The 19,448-nt window shown below is 42.9% G+C and carries 17 protein-coding genes; 4 read left to right on the top strand and 13 right to left on the bottom strand.

Translation table 11 applies throughout. The annotated features are described in order from the left end of the window. Positions 1–80: 80 nt before the first annotated feature. Together OW255_RS19850 and dapA are read right to left on the bottom strand one after the other, a co-directional pair. Entirely contained in the window at positions 81–989 is a 909-nt protein-coding gene (locus tag OW255_RS19850; RefSeq protein ID WP_268115120.1) for an amidohydrolase family protein, read from the bottom strand. 127 nt (positions 990–1,116) lie between these two features. Further along, complete coding sequence (gene dapA, locus OW255_RS19855; protein ID WP_024838064.1) at positions 1,117–2,016, bottom strand: 4-hydroxy-tetrahydrodipicolinate synthase; 900 nt, start codon at positions 2,014–2,016, stop codon at positions 1,117–1,119. A gap of 119 nt (positions 2,017–2,135) precedes the next feature. On the opposite strand from dapA, the gene dpsA reads away from it, so the two are divergent. Beyond that, entirely contained in the window at positions 2,136–2,984 is an 849-nt protein-coding gene (gene dpsA / locus OW255_RS19860) for a dipicolinate synthase subunit DpsA (RefSeq protein WP_268115121.1), read from the top strand. Continuing rightward, the gene (locus OW255_RS19865) at positions 2,981–3,559 is read left to right on the top strand and encodes a dipicolinate synthase subunit B (protein ID WP_024838062.1); all 579 of its coding nucleotides are present in this window, start codon (positions 2,981–2,983) and stop codon (positions 3,557–3,559) included. Before dpsA ends, OW255_RS19865 begins: the two co-directional genes overlap by 4 nt. A 41-nt stretch (positions 3,560–3,600) precedes the next feature. Here the strand turns inward: OW255_RS19865 and OW255_RS19870 are convergent, their stop codons facing one another. The 6 genes from OW255_RS19870 to OW255_RS19895 form a co-directional block, all read right to left on the bottom strand. Then, on the bottom strand, positions 3,601–4,155 hold the full coding sequence (locus tag OW255_RS19870; protein ID WP_268115122.1) for a hypothetical protein: 555 nt from the start codon (positions 4,153–4,155) through the stop codon (positions 3,601–3,603). Positions 4,156–4,248: 93 nt separating this feature from the next. Next, positions 4,249–5,103: a class II fructose-bisphosphate aldolase gene (locus tag OW255_RS19875; RefSeq protein ID WP_024838060.1), complete on the bottom strand. Its 855-nt coding sequence runs from the start codon at positions 5,101–5,103 to the stop codon at positions 4,249–4,251. Between the two features lie 10 nt (positions 5,104–5,113). Next, complete coding sequence (locus OW255_RS19880) at positions 5,114–6,979, bottom strand: fructose-specific PTS transporter subunit EIIC (protein WP_268115123.1); 1,866 nt, start codon at positions 6,977–6,979, stop codon at positions 5,114–5,116. Positions 6,980–6,981: 2 nt separating this feature from the next. Further along, complete coding sequence (locus tag OW255_RS19885) at positions 6,982–7,902, bottom strand: 1-phosphofructokinase family hexose kinase (protein ID WP_268115124.1); 921 nt, start codon at positions 7,900–7,902, stop codon at positions 6,982–6,984. 170 nt (positions 7,903–8,072) lie between these two features. Continuing rightward, a complete protein-coding gene (locus OW255_RS19890) occupies positions 8,073–8,813 on the bottom strand; it encodes a MurR/RpiR family transcriptional regulator (protein ID WP_268115125.1) in 741 nt (246 codons plus the stop codon). A gap of 160 nt (positions 8,814–8,973) precedes the next feature. Beyond that, on the bottom strand, positions 8,974–9,180 hold the full coding sequence (locus OW255_RS19895; RefSeq protein WP_034600060.1) for a helix-turn-helix domain-containing protein: 207 nt from the start codon (positions 9,178–9,180) through the stop codon (positions 8,974–8,976). Between the two features lie 153 nt (positions 9,181–9,333). Here OW255_RS19895 and OW255_RS19900 point away from each other — a divergent pair, with 153 nt between their 5' ends. Continuing rightward, entirely contained in the window at positions 9,334–9,810 is a 477-nt protein-coding gene (locus OW255_RS19900; RefSeq protein ID WP_268115126.1) for a helix-turn-helix domain-containing protein, read from the top strand. A 30-nt stretch (positions 9,811–9,840) separates the two neighbouring features. On the opposite strand, the gene OW255_RS19905 is transcribed toward OW255_RS19900, so the two are convergent. Then, positions 9,841–11,250 carry a zinc-binding metallopeptidase family protein gene (locus OW255_RS19905; RefSeq protein ID WP_268115127.1) on the bottom strand — a complete coding sequence of 470 codons (1,410 nt, stop codon included), beginning with the start codon at positions 11,248–11,250 and terminating at the stop codon, positions 9,841–9,843. A 575-nt stretch (positions 11,251–11,825) separates the two neighbouring features. On the opposite strand from OW255_RS19905, the gene OW255_RS19910 reads away from it, so the two are divergent. Continuing rightward, positions 11,826–13,844, top strand: a complete 2,019-nt coding sequence (locus OW255_RS19910) for a KUP/HAK/KT family potassium transporter (RefSeq protein WP_024838054.1) — start codon at positions 11,826–11,828, stop codon at positions 13,842–13,844. A gap of 306 nt (positions 13,845–14,150) precedes the next feature. Here the strand turns inward: OW255_RS19910 and OW255_RS19915 are convergent, their stop codons facing one another. The 4 genes from OW255_RS19915 to OW255_RS19930 all read right to left on the bottom strand — a co-directional run bounded on the left by OW255_RS19915 (position 14,151) and on the right by OW255_RS19930 (position 19,426). After that, positions 14,151–14,885 carry a hypothetical protein gene (locus tag OW255_RS19915; protein ID WP_024838053.1) on the bottom strand — a complete coding sequence of 245 codons (735 nt, stop codon included), beginning with the start codon at positions 14,883–14,885 and terminating at the stop codon, positions 14,151–14,153. Between the two features lie 503 nt (positions 14,886–15,388). Then, the gene (locus tag OW255_RS19920; protein ID WP_035317732.1) at positions 15,389–16,501 is read right to left on the bottom strand and encodes a glycoside hydrolase family 88/105 protein; all 1,113 of its coding nucleotides are present in this window, start codon (positions 16,499–16,501) and stop codon (positions 15,389–15,391) included. A gap of 62 nt (positions 16,502–16,563) precedes the next feature. Next, positions 16,564–17,697, bottom strand: a complete 1,134-nt coding sequence (locus tag OW255_RS19925; RefSeq protein ID WP_024838052.1) for a glycoside hydrolase family 88 protein — start codon at positions 17,695–17,697, stop codon at positions 16,564–16,566. After that, positions 17,681–19,426 carry a DUF2264 domain-containing protein gene (locus OW255_RS19930; protein ID WP_268115128.1) on the bottom strand — a complete coding sequence of 582 codons (1,746 nt, stop codon included), beginning with the start codon at positions 19,424–19,426 and terminating at the stop codon, positions 17,681–17,683. The genes OW255_RS19925 and OW255_RS19930 overlap by 17 nt, the downstream gene beginning before the upstream one ends. Positions 19,427–19,448: the final 22 nt, after the last annotated feature.

A 19,448-nucleotide genomic window follows, 5' to 3' on the forward strand; every position in this document is an offset into this window, starting at 1 on the left:
AAGACAAAGAAATTGCCTAATATTTTCCGTTTTATTTGGAAATATTAAGCAATTTACCGTTAATAATCTTAAGTTGTCATTTAAAAGAATACCTTATTGGCAGTATCATAAAACACCATCTGTTTTTCCTGCTCCGTCAGCACATCACTTTCCATGAGAAAGTTTACATAATTCTTATAAGTATCCTTCTTAAGCACAGAAGGGATATCTGTTCCAAACATCATACGATCAGCACCAACAATCTCTTTTCCAATCTGAACCGACCTTCTGGCGTTCTCATAAGGATAAGCATCCGGGCCGCAGATATGAGGAAGGGCCGCAAGGTCAAACCAAACATTGGGAAGCTTTAAGAGCTCAAGACCCCATTTTAACTTGTCCACGTCCTTTGTGGAGACTGCAAGAAGGTGGCAGACCACAAACTTCATGTTAGGATGGTTTAAAATGGCTCTCCGAAGGGCCTCCACCTGCCAGCTTTCACTTCCGCATTTTCCAATATCAATGACGAATACCAGTCCCTTGTCATCTGCATAGGAATAGGCCTCCTCCATGAGCTCCCCGTCAAGAGGCAGGGTGTGATGATTGCTCATAAGGCCGGAGCCTGTGCTCACCTCAAACTTCACGATTCCAAACCCAAGTTCTTCAAACAAATGCTTACAGATTTTGTCCTTATTCCGGGAATACGGATCATAGGAGGCAGCGCCTGCAAAACGGTCAGGATACCGTTTTACCGCTTCATGGGTGTATATATTCTGAAAACCGTAGTAATTCCCCTGTAAAAGAACGGCCTTTTCCACCTCATTCTCATCCATGATGGCAAGAATCTGTTCCGGGGTTACCTGCTCTCCGCCAAACATAGGTGGAATCATCTGGGGAACGATCTCACCGCTTGCATAGATGGCATCGCCATTGCCTATGGAACGAAGCTCTCCCCCGGATCCTGTCCCGGCGATGTATTGTACCAGATGAACGTGACTGTCGATTATTTTCATTCCTGTCCCCTTTTCTTTTTTATTTCATATTATCATACAGGAACAGGAAAAATGCAACTCTTTCCGGCAGGAACCGGAGAACCGGGAGCCTTTCTTCTCCCGGTTTCTCCAGCCACACCAGATGACCTTAAATTTCTCTTAACTGAACAAAATAAGATTCCATAATCTCTCTTAACTTCTTTTTCTTCTCCGGCTCAAGCTTTGTAAGAGGAAGTCTGAAATTCTCCCCGCAAAGTCCCAGCATGGCTGCTGCCGTCTTGACCGGAATGGGGTTTACATCCATAAACATGGCATTCATGATTTTTAAGAGCTCCAGCTGCATATCCTTGCTTTTTTCTATCTCACCGTCTAAGAAATGCTGGCATAGCATGTGCACCTCAAAGGGCATGATATTTGCCAGTACTGAGATGACTCCCTTTCCCCCAAGAGCCATAATCGGAAGGGTGAGATCGTCATTTCCAGAGTAGATATCCAGTCTGCCGCCGCAAAGGGCGGCTACCTTGGCAACATGGGAGATGCTTAAATTAGCTTCCTTGGTCGCCTTAATATTGGGGTGTTCCGATAGCTTTAAATAGGTCTCAGGTTCCACATTGACCCCAGTTCTCGTAGGAACATTGTAAATAATAATGGGTATATCCACACTGTCTGCGATTGTGTTATAATGCTCCACAAGCCCTTGCTGAGACGCCTTGTTGTAGTACGGCGTCACAACTAACAGCCCATTTGCCCCAAGGGCCTGGGCCTTTCTTGACATTCGCACCGCATGGGAGGTACAGTTGCTTCCGGTTCCCATAATAATCGGAACTCTATGATTTACATAATGAACCGTAAATTCCAGCAGCTCCAGTTTTTCCTTTTCCTCAAGCGTTGAGGATTCCCCTGTGGTTCCATTGACGATGATGGCATCGGTGCCATGCTCCAGCTGAAACTTCAATAATTTTTCTGTTGCCTTTAAATCCAGGTTTCCGTGCTCATCCATTGGAGTAACAATAGCTGCTCCAGAGCCTTTAAACATTGCATTTTTCATAGACATCCATTCCCAAAATTAGAGGTTCATACTAGAAAAGTATGACAAACACCCCCTATTGGTACCATACACAAAACAAAAATTCTATCATATAAACCATTATAAGGAGTGATGACCGTATGCATAAATTTCTTCTTTTAGGCGGCGATCTAAGACAGCTTTATTTAAGCCGCATTCTTACCAAAAACGGCTTTCCGGTAACAGTTCATTATGAGGATGGAGATTTATCCATTTCCATTGAGGAGGCCATAAAAAGCAGTCAGATCATACTCTGTCCGATTCCATTTACCAGGGATAAATTAAATCTGTTTTCTATTAATAAAATGGAGGACTTAGGCATTGGAAACATTCTAAGCCTGCTTACCCCGGACCATATCCTGTTTGGGGGCGCTATCCCGGATTATGTGAAAGCTTACGCAAAGGAAAACAACATCCAATGCTTTGATTACATGGACATAGAAGAGATTACTGTGAAAAATACCATTGCAACTGCGGAAGGTGCCATTGCAGAGGCCTTACGGGAAAGTCCCGGCTGTCTTCACAAAAGCCGCTGTCTGGTCACAGGCTTTGGCAGGTGTGCCAGAACCCTGGCATTAAAGCTAAAGGGGCTTGATGCAGCCGTTACCGTAACCGACCGAAAGGATGCCCAGCTTACCCTTGCATCCTCCATGGGCTTTGATACCGCAGCCCTTTCTGATTTGTCCCAGACCATAGGGGACTATTCATTCATTTTCAATACCATACCGGCTCTTGTTTTGAATGAGGAGTTAATCCGTCTTATGAATCCGGAGGTCACCATCATTGATATCGCCTCCGCCCCTGGCGGCGTAGATTTTGAGTTTTGTAAAAAGCAGAGCATCCGGGCAAAGCTTTGTCCCGGTCTTCCTGGAATCTATGCACCGGAAACCTCCGGTGAAATCTTATTTGAAGCTATTGTGAAATGTCTTGCTAAAAGGAGTGGCACATGAAACTGAAAGGATTAAAAGTGGGCCTGGCCGTTACCGGCTCTTTTTGTACGTTTGATAAAATAGAAACTTCCGTCAAGGTTCTTACGGAATTGGGTGCAGATGTTTACCCCATTTTTTCTACCAATGTACAATTCACCGAGTCAAGATTCGGTGATACCGGAGAATACATGGATAAGATAGCCGCCATGACCGGCCACGATCCAATTCTTCGGGTAGAGGACGCGGAGCCCATTGGCCCTAAATCCTACCTGGATATCCTGCTCATCGCCCCCTGTACCGGCAACACACTTGCCAAACTGGCAAACGGAATCACAGATTCCCCGGTCCTTATGGCAGCCAAAGCTCATTTAAGAAATTCAAAGCCCCTGGTCATCTCCATCTCCACCAACGATGCCATGGGAATTAATTTTAAAAATGTAGGTGAATTATTTAACGTAAAAAACATCTATTTCGTACCCTTTGGCCAGGATGATCCGGTCAAAAAACCGACCTCTCTGATCGCTCATACAGAGCTGATCCCAGAGACCCTGGAGCTTGCCTTAGAAGGAAAGCAGATCCAGCCGGTTCTTAAATAAACAAAGAGTAAGGCTGCTGCAAAAACGCCTTTGCAGCAGCCTTACTCCCTTTCTGAAACCATTTTGGAATCTGACCCTCCATAAATCCGGTTCATATAGCCAGTGGTTCCCTTTTCATGCTCCTTATTAAAGCTCATAAGATAATGAGACCTGGATTTATCATATATCTGGAATCCCGCAGCTGTAAGCTGGTTCTTAAGAGTGCTGGACTGATAAACCGTCGCATACACTGGTTTGTTTGTCTCCTTTCCACGGGAAATCAGATGGTTGATTAAAAATTCCTCCACCCCTTTCCCGTTGGCAGAAGGCAGTAACAGTATGGAGACCTCGCTGATTCCATCCTGCTGCTCTTTATAAGAAAAGAAACCGACCGTATCCCCATAGTGCAGGATTTTACAAAAACAGGTGACCTCCAGCAGTCTAAAAAAGCTGTCCCGGCTGATAACCGTCTGAATCCGGTTATCCCAACCGCCATAATACTGGTCTACATATCGTTTGCAACAATCCTTTTTCACTCTGATATAAGAATTCAAATCCTCTGATTCCGCATTCTGTATTAAAAAACCCTGGCTCAATAAGCCATCCGGTAATACCATACACCCTCCTGACTGCGATTGCCGCAAAACCATTATGTACTACCATTATATTCCTGTACTGAATGGTTAAAACCAGAAGTATGTATTTATCGTCTAAAGCTTTCCTCTTCCAATGCTCCTGCAGGCAGAAATCCGGTCCACCACGTAACGCTTAACCAGCTCTTTTCCCCGTTTTCCATAGAGCTTAGGGTCGATGATGGACTCATCCCCTTCTAAAATCTGCCTTACCCCCTTGGTATAGGCGATTCGAAGGTCAGTGGCATAGTTCACCTTGCTGATGCCTTCCTGAATACATTCCCGCACAACGTCATCAGGTACGCCTGAGGTCCCGTGAAGCACCAGGGGAATGGAAACCTTTTTCCTGATCTGTTTTAAGAGATCCACGCGGACATTTGGCTCACCCTTATAAACGCCATGGGCCGTTCCAATGGAAACCGCCAGGAAATCAATCCCTGTCTTTTCCACAAAATAAGCCGCTTCCTCCGGCGAGGTAAGACCGCCGTTTCCTCCGTCTAAATCATCCTCTTTTCCACCAACCCGTCCAAGCTCTGCTTCCACCGGTATGAGGTGAGGTCGGCATGCGTCGGCCACCCGTTTGGTCAACGCAATATTTTTCTCCAGGGAATAATGAGAGCCGTCAATCATAATAGACGTATATCCTTCCCTTAAAGCCTTCATTGCCAGCTCATAGCTGCTGCCATGGTCCAAATGAAGAGCAACGGGAACGGAGGCCTGGTCTGCCCGAGCCTTTACACTGGCATAGTAAAGATTTAAGTCTGCATAGTTTACGGTAGAGGGCGTCGTCTGTAAAATAACGGGCGACTGCATCTCCTCCCCGGCTTCTATGACAGCCATGATCATTTCCATATTTTCTACGTTAAAAGCACCCACTGCATAATGATCCTTTTGGGCCTGATATAACATCTCTTTTGAAGTAACTAACGGCATATCTACTCTCCTATTCTTTTGACAGCAGTGACACGACCTCTTCCTTAGTTCCACACTGGTTCAGCCGTTTCACAAACGCTGGTTCCATTAGTTTCTGTGACAACTCTGATAATAGCTTTAGATGAGTCTCTCCTTCCCCCTCTCCCACAGCAATCATAAACACGGCTTTCACTGGCTCCTGACTGGCGGAATCATAATTTATTCCCTTTTGTGACAATCCAACCGCAACTCTTGGCATGTTTACTGCCGAAGATTTCCCGTGAGGAATGGCAATTCCAGTTTCAAAGGACGTGGAAGAAACCTCTTCTCTCTTCATAAGCTCCGCTTTAAAGGCCTTTGCATCATTCAAAACCCCATCCTTTTCAAGCATTGCAATCATTTCATCAAAGACTTCCTCTTTCTCTGTCTTTTCCAGGGAAAGGGACACCGTCTCAACTTTAAATAGCAAAGAAGAGGAAGTCGTCTCTGGAACTTCCACGGCCACCACCTTTTCCGTAACAGGAGGTGTTACCAGTATGTAAAGAATGGCACCAATGACAGAACCAAGTAAAATACAGGCCACCCAGACAAGAGGCTTATTTACCAGACCCAGAATCAGAAACCCACCGTGAGGAGCCGGAACCTGTACCTTCATAAGATAAGTAGCCACCGCTGAAACAGAGGAGCTGACCATGAGAATAGGAATAACCTTTAAGGGATTCTTAGCCGCAAATGGAATGGCCCCTTCTGTAATATGGGTGCTTCCTAACACATAGTTCACTAAAGCTGCTGTCCGATCTTCGCTGGTAAATCTGTTTTTCTTAATGGTAGCTGCAATGGCAAGAACAAGAGGCGGTGTAATACAGGCCGCAGAAACACCAGCCATAAAATAGTAGTTTCCCTGTCCGAGAAGCACGGTTCCTGTTACATACGCTGCCTTATTTACCGGACCACCCATATCAAATGCACACATCGTTCCAATGACGATTCCAAGGAGAACCGGACTGGTATTCTGAATTTTCGTAAGTCCTTCCATCATCCAGTGATTTAAAGCCGCACAGGGCTGGCTGAACAGCATCATGAGAATTCCCACACCGCCAATGGTAATAATAGGAACAATGAAAATGGATTTTAACCCCTCCAGCTGCCTTGGTAGCCCCCTTAAGGCTCTTACAGCTGCCAGTGCGATGTAACCAGCCAGAAAACCGGAAATAATACCGCCAAGGAAACCGGCATCCGTACTACCAGCAATCATACCTCCTACAAAGCCGGCTAAGAGTCCTGGCCGTCCGCCAATGGACTGGGCGATAAAGGCACTGAGCACCGTTACCATAAGCCCCATGGAATACCCGCCCACAGACTTTATAAGAGCGGCAATCTCGTTATACTGGTCCGAAGCCGGGTCAAAGGAATAGATTCCCCACAGGAATGAAATTGCCGTCAGCACACCACCAGCCACTACCAGGGGAAGCATATGAGAAACACCGTTCATCAGATGCTTATAAATCTGATGGGCTGCACTGCCATTCTTCTCCTGCCCCGAATATCCCTGTCCCTGACCGCCTATCTCCCCTCTGCTGCCCTTACGGACAGGCACAGCCCGGTTTAAGCACGCCTTTACCAGTTCCTCCGCCTTATTCATTCCATCGGATACAGACGTCTCTAAAACCGGCTTTCCGTTAAAGCGATCCAGATCCACGTTTTTATCACAGGCCACAATAATCGCATCGGCCCAGGCGATGTCTTCCGGTGTCAATAAATTTTCCACTCCAATGGCTCCATTGGTCTCCACCTTAATCTGACACCCCAGCTTTTCTGCTGCCTCCTTTAAAGCCTTTTCCGCCATAAATGTGTGGGCAATCCCAGTGGGACACCCCGTAACCCCCAGTAATTTCATACTCATTCCACCTTTCTCACCATAATTTCCTTTGTATACTCTTCTACTTTATCCATTAAGCCAAGCCCGCTGCTTTCTGCTACATTCGCACCGACCGCGGCTGAACGTTTTAACGCCATTTCAATGTCAGAGGGGTCCTTAAGCCATAGGCTTAAAAACCCGGCAAGGGAAGCATCGCCTGCACAGGCAGAGCTCACCAGCTCCACTTTCTTTGTTCCGGCATAATACATGGATTTTCCGTTGAAAAAATAAGATCCCCTCTCGCCCAAGGTAAGAAGAATGTTCTGAGCCCCCTTTTCATAAAGGTCATGGAGAACATCTTTGATATCCTCTTCATCCCTCATAATAATCCCAAATATATCCTTAATCTCCTCATCATTGGGTTTAATCAAATACGGCCGATACCTCATCAGCTCTGCCAGATGATTGGAGCTGATATCTAAAATAACCTTGGTACGCCTTCTTTTGCATAGTTCCATAATATCATCGTAAAAGGAGCTTTCCATCCCCTTGGAAAGACTTCCGCTGATGACTAAGGTATGAAGGTCTGGAAGTTCATGTAACAGGCCGCACATCTCAGCCCGCTTATCCTTCGGCACAAATGCCCCTTCATTCACAAGCTTAAATTCCTGTGCTCCGTCATTTAAGAAAATATTGATTCTGGTAGTATCTTCCACCCAAACGGGGTGTGCCTTTATGAAACGTTTTTCCGTCTCCTCTATGATGTATTTTCCAGAAAAACCTCCAAAAAAGCCAAGGACCTCAGACTCCGTCTGAAAATGTTTGAGACAGTAGCTGACATTCAATCCCTTTCCATTTGGTGTATAAACGGCCCCAAATGTGCGCGTCACTGCATTCCCCGAAATCCCATGAGAAAAAACATTCATATCAATGGCGGGATTCGTTGTCAAAGTATAAATCATCCAATTGCACCTCACTTTGTATTCAGAGCTGTTTTACTACTATAATTATAGTAAATAATGGAATGAAAATCTTTTCAGAAAATGAAAATGGAAATGAATAGGATTTGTTTTCCTGCAAAAAAAGAAGAGCCTGACGAACAGACTCTTAAACTAATCTATTTTTATATTCATTAAGAATAGAATGAAATATAATCTATAATAATCCTGCAAATCATATAGAGAGGGATTCTGGAAGAAACCTCAAATTCCTTAATCGCCTGATGGGAATGCTTAAACCCAACCAGGGAATGCCTGCTGTATGTAACTAACTTTGAATTCTCATTGCAGCAGCAGGAGATGACACAGTTTCCTTTTTGATAAGCCTTAGCCGCCGCAGAGACAAGTTCCGGAGTCTCCCCATTCAGAGACAAAATAAACAGTACATCATCTTCCATTAATTTTGCCGCCTTTACCTGCATGATATTAGGATCATCGGTAAAAAAAACATGGTAATTAAGAAGCTGCAGCTTTAAAGAAAACTCCTGACCCACATACGTAGTCAGCCCTCTGGCAAAGATGGATATCTGGTCGGCACAGTTTAAACATTTGATTACCGCTAAGATATCCGTTAAGGAGATGCGTTCATGCACCGCCTGAGCTTCAATCAGCGTCTTATTAAACAACTCATTCATGGATTGAATCTCTTCACTCTTCGCTTTATTCCCTGACCGGTATCTTAATTCATTGAACCCGTTAAGCCCGCATTTGCGAATGGCCCTGGACACGGTGGATGGCGAAGAATAGGTTTCAAACGCAATGTCAACAATAGAAAGCTCCGGAAGCTCCTCCTCGTGACTATTAATAAACTGAATGATTTCAAGTTCCGTTTTCGTTAATCTCTCTAAGGTATTCGTATCCAATGGAATAATCATGTACTTCCTCCAAACTGCATTTTATCGAAATATCGCTGCTGTATAAGAAAAGAGTCTGACCTACTTACCAGTATAAGCTCTAAATGCTGTTCTTAACAAGCAAATTGTCACTTTTCCCCCTCTCTAAGCTCTTTTCACCCTCATGTCGCATTTACGCTACTTAAGAGGTAAAAAAAATATTACTCGCTTCCTCTCTGCTTAGTGGTATCACCTGAACAATTTTATTCATTTCTTCTACGGTAAAGGTATTCCCCTTCCTTTTCATCTTCCGATAAAAGGTAGACCGATTCATCCCTATGGCATCTGCAACTGCCTCCTGTGTCATACCTGATTCCACAATCTTTCCTTTCAGCATTTGAGTATTCATAGTACTCACCTCCCCCTAGTCGCATTAATGCTACGCCATAAAATAAGGATAGCTCAATAGAAATAAAAAGTCAACATCGGAATAGCAAAAACGCAACTGTGTTCGTTGCATTTTTGCAACATTAATGATATTATACATTCAGGAGGTGGGAAAATGTCAATTACTGGTCAAAGAATCAAAGCACGAAGAAAACAACTGGGAATGAATGCAGACGAAGTGGCAGCAAAGCTGGGCGTTTCCAGGTCCACCATCTTTCGTTATGAAAATGGTCATATTGAAAAAGTCCCTGCCAATGTATTAGAACACCTGGCTGAAATATTAAAGACGACACCAACTTATTTAATGGGTTGGGATGACGATTCCAGCGATTCCAGCTCCCATAAACTTGCCGACCTGTCATTTAAAAATATGAGTCCGGATGACAGAAACATATCCATGGTAAAGGAATCGTCCGAAGACACGTATAAAACCGACGAACGTCTTCGTTCCATTTCCCTGAATCTGGAACCATCAGACAAGGACACTATCATTAAAATGGCAGAAATATATACGATGCTCACAGATGAAGGCAGAAAGAAAGCATACGATTATATCGTTGATCTGTCCGAACATACCAAATATCTAAAATAATGATAGCATAGCGAAAGGTCAAAAGGACTCTTACCGAGTCCTCCCTAAAAAATAAGAATATCCATCGGATCTACCAAGCTGTTCCTTTGGCGTTTCATCTATAATCAAAGCCGCCTTAATCAGCGATTCTAACTGTTCCCTCATTAAACTAACGCTGAATTTATCCATTTCTCTGTCCACGCTGTTCACCATAAGATAATCCGGCATCTGTATTAACCCAAGAACCGGTATGCCCGCTTCAAATAAAGGCTGGCTTTCACCGAATTCAAATTTATTATGACCTCTTAAGGCAACGGTCCGAATCTGCATTCTGTCTTTCGTCGCCATCTTCCAGATTTCCCTCATCTGCTCATTACCCATATAGGTATATTCCGTCTGAATGTTTCCTGTAGCCTCATAACCACTTTTCCCATTGTCCTTCCACTCCATAGACCCCAGATGCTCCACCGTGATTGCGGCTACCGCTTTCTTATTCCCAGGTTCTCCATCCCAAAGCTCCCTATGACCCATCATCCAGGTTGAAGTAGCCTGTGAAGTTCCCTTAAACACCGGCAGCCGAAAATGACCAGTAACAAAGGCAAATACCAAAGTACGCTCCGGCCGGCAGCTCATAAAATAACGAATCATAGACAACATGCCAATGGCCCCATTTTCCTCTACCACGTTAACACCGTCGGTATGGCTGTTGATGATTACAGATTCCTCTTTGTTCCTGCCTTCTATGGTCACATAAATGCTTTCCGTCAATGCGTCCTTTTCCCGGTCTGCAAGCAGGACCAAAGTACTCTGCTCTTTTCTCCTTGCCCCATCTAATACTCTTTTCCCATCCGTTTCATTCACCCACAGAGCAGGAATGCCCATGTACTGGTCTGTAAATGGCAGATATTGGTCTTCCACCTTCTGATCCGGTACTCCCTTCCAGACTAAAACCACCGCTTTCACACCCATTTTCTTTGCCTTCTTCAAGTTAGGGTTACGAAGTACAGAAGTGAGTACAAGATCTCCATCACCCAAAACAATCCCATGGTCTCCTGGAAAAGCTTTTCTTTTATTCATAAAAAGCCCTACCGGTAGTTTTTTAATCATTTTCATTTCAACTACTGCAATATTTCCTTTTGCTTTTTTATAATCTCCATTCTTCACATAGATAAGCTTTCCAGATACCCCATCGTCACCCGTCTCACCAGAGTACGGATACGCAGAAGAAACATGAATTTCTTCCTGATTGATATATAAAGCACCCCATCTTTCTTCCCACCGGCCAAATTTATATAAATCCCGATGCACAATAAGTCCCATATCATTTAACTTCTGCTTCAGCCACTCAACAAACTCCCTGTGACCCGATGCACCTGTCGTACGGCTTCCAAAGGAATTCATCATACGAATTTCATCTAAAATAGTCTCCTCTGAATCCAATTTTCTATCTTCATAAAACATAAAACTTCCTCCATCGTAAATCAGTATATATACTATTGTATCTATTATATCCTATTTATAAGAAAGCACAAACCATTCCATACTTCTTTGAAACTCCCTCTTCCATGAAAAAAGGCATCTAATAGACTGAAAGCTCCAGGTTTTTCCACCACCTCTTGCAGATTTCTATTAAAGCAAATAGAACAACGAGCCATAGATACCTCCTAAAATAAAGCAGTATCTATATGTCATATTTAGAGGGAATAAGAATTGATTGCAAAATATATGATATTGGTGTTATGATAGCCTTATATGGTATCATTTCATACCTGCTGAACTTTTTTAAAACTTCGCATTCATCTTAAGGAATATTTAATTGACATCCCTGCTTCATTTTTGTAAAATACCCATATCAAAAGGGAGTAGTTGACACTGAAAAGTGTTTGCGATTGCATCATTACGATTATATTCATTGCTTTTCAGGCATACTATAATCTGCATCGCAACGAAGTAACAAGACTTTTGTTGTAATGTTTATTTACAGCAAGGGTTTTTTTTTGACTTTTTTACAAAATACATTTAGCAAAGAGGATAACATGGAACTACAATCAAAGAAATCAAGTATTTCTAAACTAACACTTGGAGGAATCCTGGTAACATTAGGTGTGGTATATGGAGATATCGGTACCTCACCGCTTTACGTAATGAAATCCGTACTATTCGGGAACGGCGGTATCCAAACGGTCTCAGAAGATTTTATTCTCGGAACCTTATCCCTGGTATTCTGGACCCTTACTATTTTAACAAGCATAAAATATGTATTTATTACATTAAAGGCAGATAACAATGGAGAAGGCGGTATCTTTTCCCTGTTCACACTGGTCAGAAGCCGCGCCAGGTGGTTGATCCTCCCTGCCATGATCGGAGGCTCCGCCCTCTTAGCCGATGGTATGCTGACACCGGCTGTCACTGTAACGTCAGCGGTTGAAGGACTTAAACTCCTGCCTGTATTTCACAACCTTTTTGGCGACGACCAGAAAAACATCGTAATACTAGTTATTTTCATCATCTGCCTCCTGTTTTTTATTCAACATATCGGTACGGATTTTATCGGAAGGCTGTTTGGTCCTATCATGTTTTTATGGTTCTGCAGCTTAGCCTTCTTTGGCATCATCAACCTGGCAGAGAATCCATTTTTACTGCGGGCATTATCCCCTCACTATGCCATCAAGACGCTCTTTAGCGAGGACAATAAGCTTGGATTTTTTATTCTGGGCAGCATATTCTTATGTTCCACCGGTGCCGAAGCCCTTTACTCCGATTTAGGACATGTCGGCCGTAAAAATATATACTTCACATGGCCATTTGTAAAAGTATGTTTGCTGCTTAACTATTTTGGTCAGGGTGCATGGATTTTATCCGCGAAAAACAGCCCTGCCTTTGCCTTAACAGAAGACATCAATCCCTTTTATCAAATGATTCCTAATAGCATGCTCATATATGGAATCATAATATCCACCCTGGCCGCCATCATAGCGTCACAGGCCTTAATTTCCGGCTCCTTTACCCTTGTATCGGAAGCCATCAAGTTGAACTTATTCCCAAGACTCCATACCATATACCCCTCTCCATTAAAGGGTCAGCTCTACATTCCGGCCATCAACCGGATCTTATGGATCGTCTGTATTGGAATCGTGCTTTACTTTCAAAGCTCCGAAAAAATGGAGTCAGCATACGGTCTTGCCATCACAGTCACCATGCTTATGACAACCATATTACTATATAACTACATGCTGAAGAAGAAAACGCCCATTATACTTGCAACCATCATGCTTGTTTTCTTTATGAGTTTTGAAATTTCCTTCTTCATTGCAAACATCGTTAAGTTTTTCCATGGTGGCTTTGTAGCCATCATAATTGCTGCTTCCATTTTATTTGTCATGTATCTCTGGGACAGAGCCCATATTATCAGGATGCGCTATCAGGAATACGTGCCCATTGAGAAATACCTAGACCAGCTCTCTCAATTACGCCATGACCCGGAAGTGCCCAAGTATGCCAGCAACCTGGTATGCCTGAGCAAATGCCCCAACCCAAAAGAAATCGAGCGTAAAATACTTTACTTCCTTTTTGATAAACGCCCTAAAAAAGCCGATGTTTACTGGTTCGTAGACGTAATCGTAACCGATGAACCCTATCAGGCCGAGTACACCATAGAAAAATTCAATACAGACCACATTATCAAAATACAGCTAAAGCTAGGCTTCCGTATCGATCAAAACCTAAATGTCTTTTTAAGACAGATATCCACAGAACTGGTAAAGAATAAGGAAATAGAACCACAGTCCAACACATATTCCATTATTCCAAACCGTAAACTAGGCGATTTCCGCTTTGTATTCATTCAGGAGATTCTATCCCATGAGACATCATTATCCGCCTGGGATTCCTTCGTGTTGAACACCAAGCTGTTTATACAGAAGTTCACCGCTTCCCCATCCAACTGGTTTGGACTTGATACCAGTGATGTTTATATTGAGAAGGTACCTATGATAATAGGCCATTCCAATCGAGTTGTTTTAAAGCGGGTGGATGGGAAAACAGATAAGAAGTAAATCAGATACACAATTCAGATAAGATATCCAGATAAGAAATATTTATATATGAAGTAATTATATATGAAGTTAAAAAGATCTCCTTTGAAATCAAGTCAAAGGAGATCTTTTATATATCAAATAATTCATATGTTAATCAAGCCGTGTCATGTGCAGCAGTACTTAACATACTTATTTCATACTTATGTTTGAATGTAGCAAATACACCCATTCAAATAAATATGTTTATGACACAATAAAGATGTTAACGAAACAATAAGCATGCTAACGACAGAGCAAATATGATATAGTATCCCAGATGTAATTTTACAGATCATCTACAAACTTTTTAGCTTCCCCCAAAGGCATTCCAGTATAGTCACGAACAAGTTTAATGGCCTCAATTACATTACCTCTATCTTTTAGTTCTCGCACTTTCGCAACCAGATCTTCGGTAAGATCAGATTTATGGTCAGACATCTCCTGCCTGCGTCTCAGTTCATCCGCTATCTTCTTCTTCATCTCATCGGTAAGCTCTTCACTCCCAGTCTGACTATGTATAAAATCAATTTCAGGCGCTTTCTTTATAAATAATCCAATGAAGGACCCCAAAACAACGTAAGTAACCAAGTATTGTAATAACCGGTAAAGATATAGCCATATTACACTGAGCTTTATCATTTCTCCAGAGTGCTTCAAGATGGAAATAGAATCCGAAATAGCAAATTCTCCCGGTGCATAGTTATTTACCGATCGTCCAATTACCAGCTGGCCCCAGTGAGAAACCATAAGCTCCAAAGGCTTATTTAAAATGGGATTTCCAGTAGTATCAATCTGCATACTGATCACCGCAAATACCGCTATTAAGATAACCATATTATTTTCCCATTTAATTCTCTTAAAATATATGGTAAGAGCGAAAATTAATATTAAAGTACAGCTTCTAATGTAGCTATTGTAAAGATAAGCATTTATTAGTATGGGACCACCCCATATGAATACTACTAATATAAAGGCTACAAAAAGAAATACGGACAACAATATAGTAAGATTTTTCTTCACAAAAATTCCTCCTTGCTGATTTTAAGATTTGATTATTTGAAAATAGCATAAATAATAATTTACCATAGTCGTTTGATAGCTAACCATCAAAGGCTTATATGTTATATATAAGAAAGTATATTCACTGTAGTTTTTAAATACTATCTATATACTGAATTAATCATGATACGAGAGGCAAATTACCATTTATACCCATATTATCTCATAAATCGCGTAATAAATCCATAAAAAAGTAATTCTGTGTACATTGTATTAAATATACAAGCTTTAAGGATCAGATGAACTTCTGACAATGTTTCCTAAATGACCCTTTTATTAATTGTTATCCAATCTATTTCCTGCACTCATCGGGACGACAAACCTCATACAGATCATTATAGCGAAGGAATTTTTTGTAAGCCTTTAAAATGATATACCTTGCATTTCTAGCCGGAAGAGAAATCCCACATTTTTTTAGAGAAGTTTTTTTACAGCCCCCTTTTTATACCTTAATTTCACCTTTCCTATAATGCCTCACAAAGCGCCAGAATGGCCAGTGACTGACCGTAGGCCATGGGTGCTATAAGAATGTTCTTATAATGCTCTTTGTCATAGCCCATGCCGGTTCCGCCGGAAACATGAAGCACGGTCCCATCAGCATCAATGTTCTTTAGAATGCCCTTTACCGCGCCATATGCACATTGAAGATAAGTATCATCAAGGATTCCCATTTTAATGCCCTTTAAAATCCCTGCTGCTATGGCTGCAGAGCCTGACACCTCTTCATAGCTGTCGGGTTCATCTAGAACTGTATGCCAAAGTCCACTCTTGCTCTGCAGCTTTAACAATGCCTGTACCTGAGCCTTATAGGTTTCCGTAACAAAATGACGGATACCGGAATTCATGGTACCTTTAAACATCTCCATATATTCCAGTATTCCCAACGTAAACCAGCTGTTGCCTCTGCACCAGAATACACCACCGAAATTATTTCTTTCATTAAAAGTCCAGCCATGGTAAAACAGGCCTGTTTTCTTATCATATAAGTACTTGATATGCATCAGCACCTGATGATAAGCCTCATCGACCCAATCCTGCCGGTTGTATTTAAGCCCCATTTTGTTTAAGAATAAAACGGTCATGAATAGGGTATCGATCCACATCTCATTTTCATTGAGACGAACACCGAGACGGTCTCCGTTTGCGCTTGTCACATGCTGGAAACCACTCTCTTCGGTTTTAGGCAGGCATTTCATGAGCCAATTGGCCCAGTCAAGACAAAGAGCTTCAAATTCCCGGTCTTTTACTGATTCATTCAAATCCACAAGTGCTAAAAGAGGGGCTGTAGTGTTGATGTTTCGTGATGGAAGACCTTGTTCCAGGTTGTCTTTATACCAGTTAACAAGGAATTCTTTATAATCTTCATTTCCCTGGATTTTCTGAAGCTTCATGAGTCCATAAAGACCTATGCCCTGAGGCCAGTCCCATTCCTTTATTCCAAAATCTCTTTTAAAATAACCAACGGCCTCACTTCGTTCTTCAATGGTCGATTCATCGTTGGTCTTATCTAGGTTTAAAAGCTTGTCGACCACAAGGTTTAGTTTTTCTCTGATTCCATTCTGATCTATTTTCTGCATTTCTTTATTTCTCCATTTTTCAATTTTACTAAAACGCGAGGAATCCAGTCACGTAATGATTCCTACCAGATCAAAAAATCCTTATTAAGCAGCCTTAAGATGCCTTCCACCAGAAAATAGTCTCCATAGATAATAGGGACATGGCGGTCAGATTCTCTGTCATATCTGGCGGAGCCGTAATTTAAAATAGAATCCTTCTCCGGATCCCACTGGCAGAGACGTTCTGTGACCGATTTCAGACAGCGGACAGCTGATTTCACATACAGATCTTTCTCCAATGGATTTACATGCTCTGAAAGCTCCAAAAGACCGCAGGCCCCACAGACTCCAGCTGTGGTATCATAATAAACCGGTTCCTCTGGAGCTCGGAAATCCAGCATGGGAACATAGTCGTTTAGTGCCAGATTGGCACAGAAATAATGGGCCACCCGTTTGGCTGCATCCAGATAGGCTTCATTCTTTGTATATTTATAAGCCAACGCCATTCCGTAAATCCCCCATGACTGCCCCCGGCTCCAAGAGGAGCCACTCTCAAAGCCCTGGCCTCCCGGATTATTTAAATACTCTCCTGTGACAGGATCAAATTCTACCAGGTGGTTACAGGATCCGTCAGAACGGATGATGTACTTAAGGGCCATGTCCGTGTGATTAATGGCAATCTGTCTCCACGCACTGTCCCCTGACTGTTCTGAAGCCCAATAAAGAAGAGGCAGGTTCATCAGACAGTCCACAATGGCGATACCTGAACGTTCCCCATTCCACGCTTTAATATACCGTCCATTAGGATTGTAGCGGCCTGCAAGAATTCCTGCGGCGTGAAGTCCCCGGTTTTTGGACTCTTCTTCTCCGGTCAGACGGTAATCCGCCACGGCCGTGTGAAGCCAGAGAAAGCCTACATCATGGTCCAGCTTTGGAAAGTTTTGAAATGCACCGTCAAGCCGTTTCTCGATTTCTCTTGCATTTTCCAGGTAGAAATCCTTTTTTGTTGCATGATACATTTGCCACAAAATTCCGGAGTAAAAACCATTGGTCCAGGCTGTCAGCTCCCGTTCTCCCATGTCATAGTATCTGCCGTTTTCCGGAACATAAGGCATGATTGGGCCCAGGCGCTTACATTCTGCCTCCAGCTTTGTTTCAATCTTCTTCCAAATCTCCTCTGCCCAAAGAAACGTTTCTTTATCAATCCTGTATCGCATAACAGTTTCCTCCTCCAATTACCACCGTTTTTTTTGTAAACTCTGTTTCCACAAGGGTTTCCACCTTTGTCTCCCCGTGAGAAACCGGAAAACGGACTGCCGGAATAAATACATTGGGAAATATGAGATTCATGTTGGGTAATGCAGCAATCACTGTTGCCTCTCCAACCGTTGATATCACCCGGCTATATCCATTTTCATCAGATACCAAAGCTTTCGTTCCATTGGTCACTTGTTTCGTTTTTTCCATACAATTTGGGTAGGAGAAGCCACAGTCATAGGCAATGCAGGGAGTATATTCAGGCAGACTGCTGGTAATCACATGTCTTCGTCTGTGTCCGCTTCCTTCTGGGATCAGCCAGGTTTCCACCATAATCCCTTCCACAGGACTCCACTTCGAATAGACCTCATGCTCTGTAACACGATACTCCTCACAGGTTCTTCTGATATAGTGCATTCCATGAACATAAAAAGCCAGCATGCTGTCCGTTCCTGATTGCTCAATGGTATGATAGGAGCGGGATACACAAAAACCAAACTGGGTCGAATAAGCGAACTTTGCATATTTTTCAGCCGCAAAGGGATGCTCTAAGGTGGGATACTGCCCTGCTGTGAGAGCCACAACCTCATGGTCTCTGTGACAGATTAGCATATCACATTCCTTTACCGCCAAAGAAGACTTCAGCTTAGGCAGGGGCTCTGCCTCAGCACTCCAAAACGGGTGTGATTCTTCCAGTGCCAAAAATACAAATGTTTTTAAAGCCCAATAAGCAGAACCTGGTGCATTATATGCTTCTGACATCAAAAGATTGGGATAGGTATAACCCACTGTCAGCACTCCACCATTATCAAAAATCGGCTGCCGTATCCAGTATTCCAAATGTCGTTCTATGATCCCCTTTATCACTCCCCAGGAACCAAACTCCACTCCGGCCAGTGTACAGGCGGAAAAAAATGCCGCTTCTGCAAAACGATAGGTCAGAGAACGGCCAAAGGGCAATGCCTTCCCCTCATCATCAAACCAGTAAATAAATGTCTTAGCAAATTCTGCTGCCCGGCCTTTAAAAAGACTGGAATGGTATGGATCTTCTTTTTCCATAAATTTTGAATAGAGCAGACAGTAGAAATGAATTCCAAAAGAAGTATAATAGTCCTTTTGAGGACGTTTACCATCAGAATACCAACCGTTTCCAATGTAAAAGGACTCATACTTGTCCATGGCAATCTGTACCTGTTCCTTGCTCCACTTCTTTCCAAGGCTCTTTAATGCCAGGTTTACAATGACCTTGAAAAACTGCCAGTTATTTTCAGCCTGTGAATACTCGTTGATCTGGTACAGCCAGTTTGCCAGATTCTCCTTGGACCGATCATCAAGAGGTGCCCACAACAGATTCGGTATCATTAATAACCCATAGCTAATGGCTGCCATTTCCACCATTCTCTGATCCTTATCATGGAGATCTCCCCAGTATTCCTCTGATTCAGGATCCGTACCGTTTGCAAGTCCCTTTTGGTATAACTCCAGCAGACTCTTATCAGTTCCGCCTCCTGCCCAATAAGAAGCCATTCCCCACAATACACGAGAAAAGCCTTCCATCTCCCCAATCCTGTTTCCGTAGCCGGCTGCAAAAGCACCAAGCTTCAGCCCTGCACCGCCTGCACTGTAATGATGCTTCAGGGGAGCAACCAGTTTCATAAGCATATTTTCATAATACTCTTTGTTCTTCATCCTTCCTCCTGCTTTGAACTAT

It is taken from the genome of Lacrimispora xylanolytica (assembly GCF_026723765.1).
Taxonomy (GTDB): Bacteria; Bacillota; Clostridia; order Lachnospirales; family Lachnospiraceae; genus Lacrimispora; species Lacrimispora xylanolytica.

What these genes read in the sequence shown, in the direction of transcription:
- OW255_RS19900 (WP_268115126.1), top strand. Translation starts at nt 9,334, where the DNA reads ATGTCAATTACTGGTCAAAGAATCAAAGCACGAAGAAAACAACTGGGA.
- OW255_RS19870 (WP_268115122.1), bottom strand. Translation starts at nt 4,155, where the DNA reads ATGGTATTACCGGATGGCTTATTGAGCCAGGGTTTTTTAATACAGAAT.
- OW255_RS19885 (WP_268115124.1), bottom strand. Translation starts at nt 7,902, where the DNA reads ATGATTTATACTTTGACAACGAATCCCGCCATTGATATGAATGTTTTT.
- OW255_RS19925 (WP_024838052.1), bottom strand. Translation starts at nt 17,697, where the DNA reads ATGCGATACAGGATTGATAAAGAAACGTTTCTTTGGGCAGAGGAGATT.
- dpsA (WP_268115121.1), top strand. Translation starts at nt 2,136, where the DNA reads ATGCATAAATTTCTTCTTTTAGGCGGCGATCTAAGACAGCTTTATTTA.
- OW255_RS19880 (WP_268115123.1), bottom strand. Translation starts at nt 6,979, where the DNA reads ATGAAATTACTGGGGGTTACGGGGTGTCCCACTGGGATTGCCCACACA.
- OW255_RS19895 (WP_034600060.1), bottom strand. Translation starts at nt 9,180, where the DNA reads ATGAATACTCAAATGCTGAAAGGAAAGATTGTGGAATCAGGTATGACA.
- OW255_RS19905 (WP_268115127.1), bottom strand. Translation starts at nt 11,250, where the DNA reads ATGTTTTATGAAGATAGAAAATTGGATTCAGAGGAGACTATTTTAGAT.
- dapA (WP_024838064.1), bottom strand. Translation starts at nt 2,016, where the DNA reads ATGAAAAATGCAATGTTTAAAGGCTCTGGAGCAGCTATTGTTACTCCA.
- OW255_RS19890 (WP_268115125.1), bottom strand. Translation starts at nt 8,813, where the DNA reads ATGATTATTCCATTGGATACGAATACCTTAGAGAGATTAACGAAAACG.
- OW255_RS19930 (WP_268115128.1), bottom strand. Translation starts at nt 19,426, where the DNA reads ATGAAGAACAAAGAGTATTATGAAAATATGCTTATGAAACTGGTTGCT.
- OW255_RS19910 (WP_024838054.1), top strand. Translation starts at nt 11,826, where the DNA reads ATGGAACTACAATCAAAGAAATCAAGTATTTCTAAACTAACACTTGGA.
- OW255_RS19850 (WP_268115120.1), bottom strand. Translation starts at nt 989, where the DNA reads ATGAAAATAATCGACAGTCACGTTCATCTGGTACAATACATCGCCGGG.
- OW255_RS19875 (WP_024838060.1), bottom strand. Translation starts at nt 5,103, where the DNA reads ATGCCGTTAGTTACTTCAAAAGAGATGTTATATCAGGCCCAAAAGGAT.
- OW255_RS19920 (WP_035317732.1), bottom strand. Translation starts at nt 16,501, where the DNA reads ATGCAGAAAATAGATCAGAATGGAATCAGAGAAAAACTAAACCTTGTG.
- OW255_RS19865 (WP_024838062.1), top strand. Translation starts at nt 2,981, where the DNA reads ATGAAACTGAAAGGATTAAAAGTGGGCCTGGCCGTTACCGGCTCTTTT.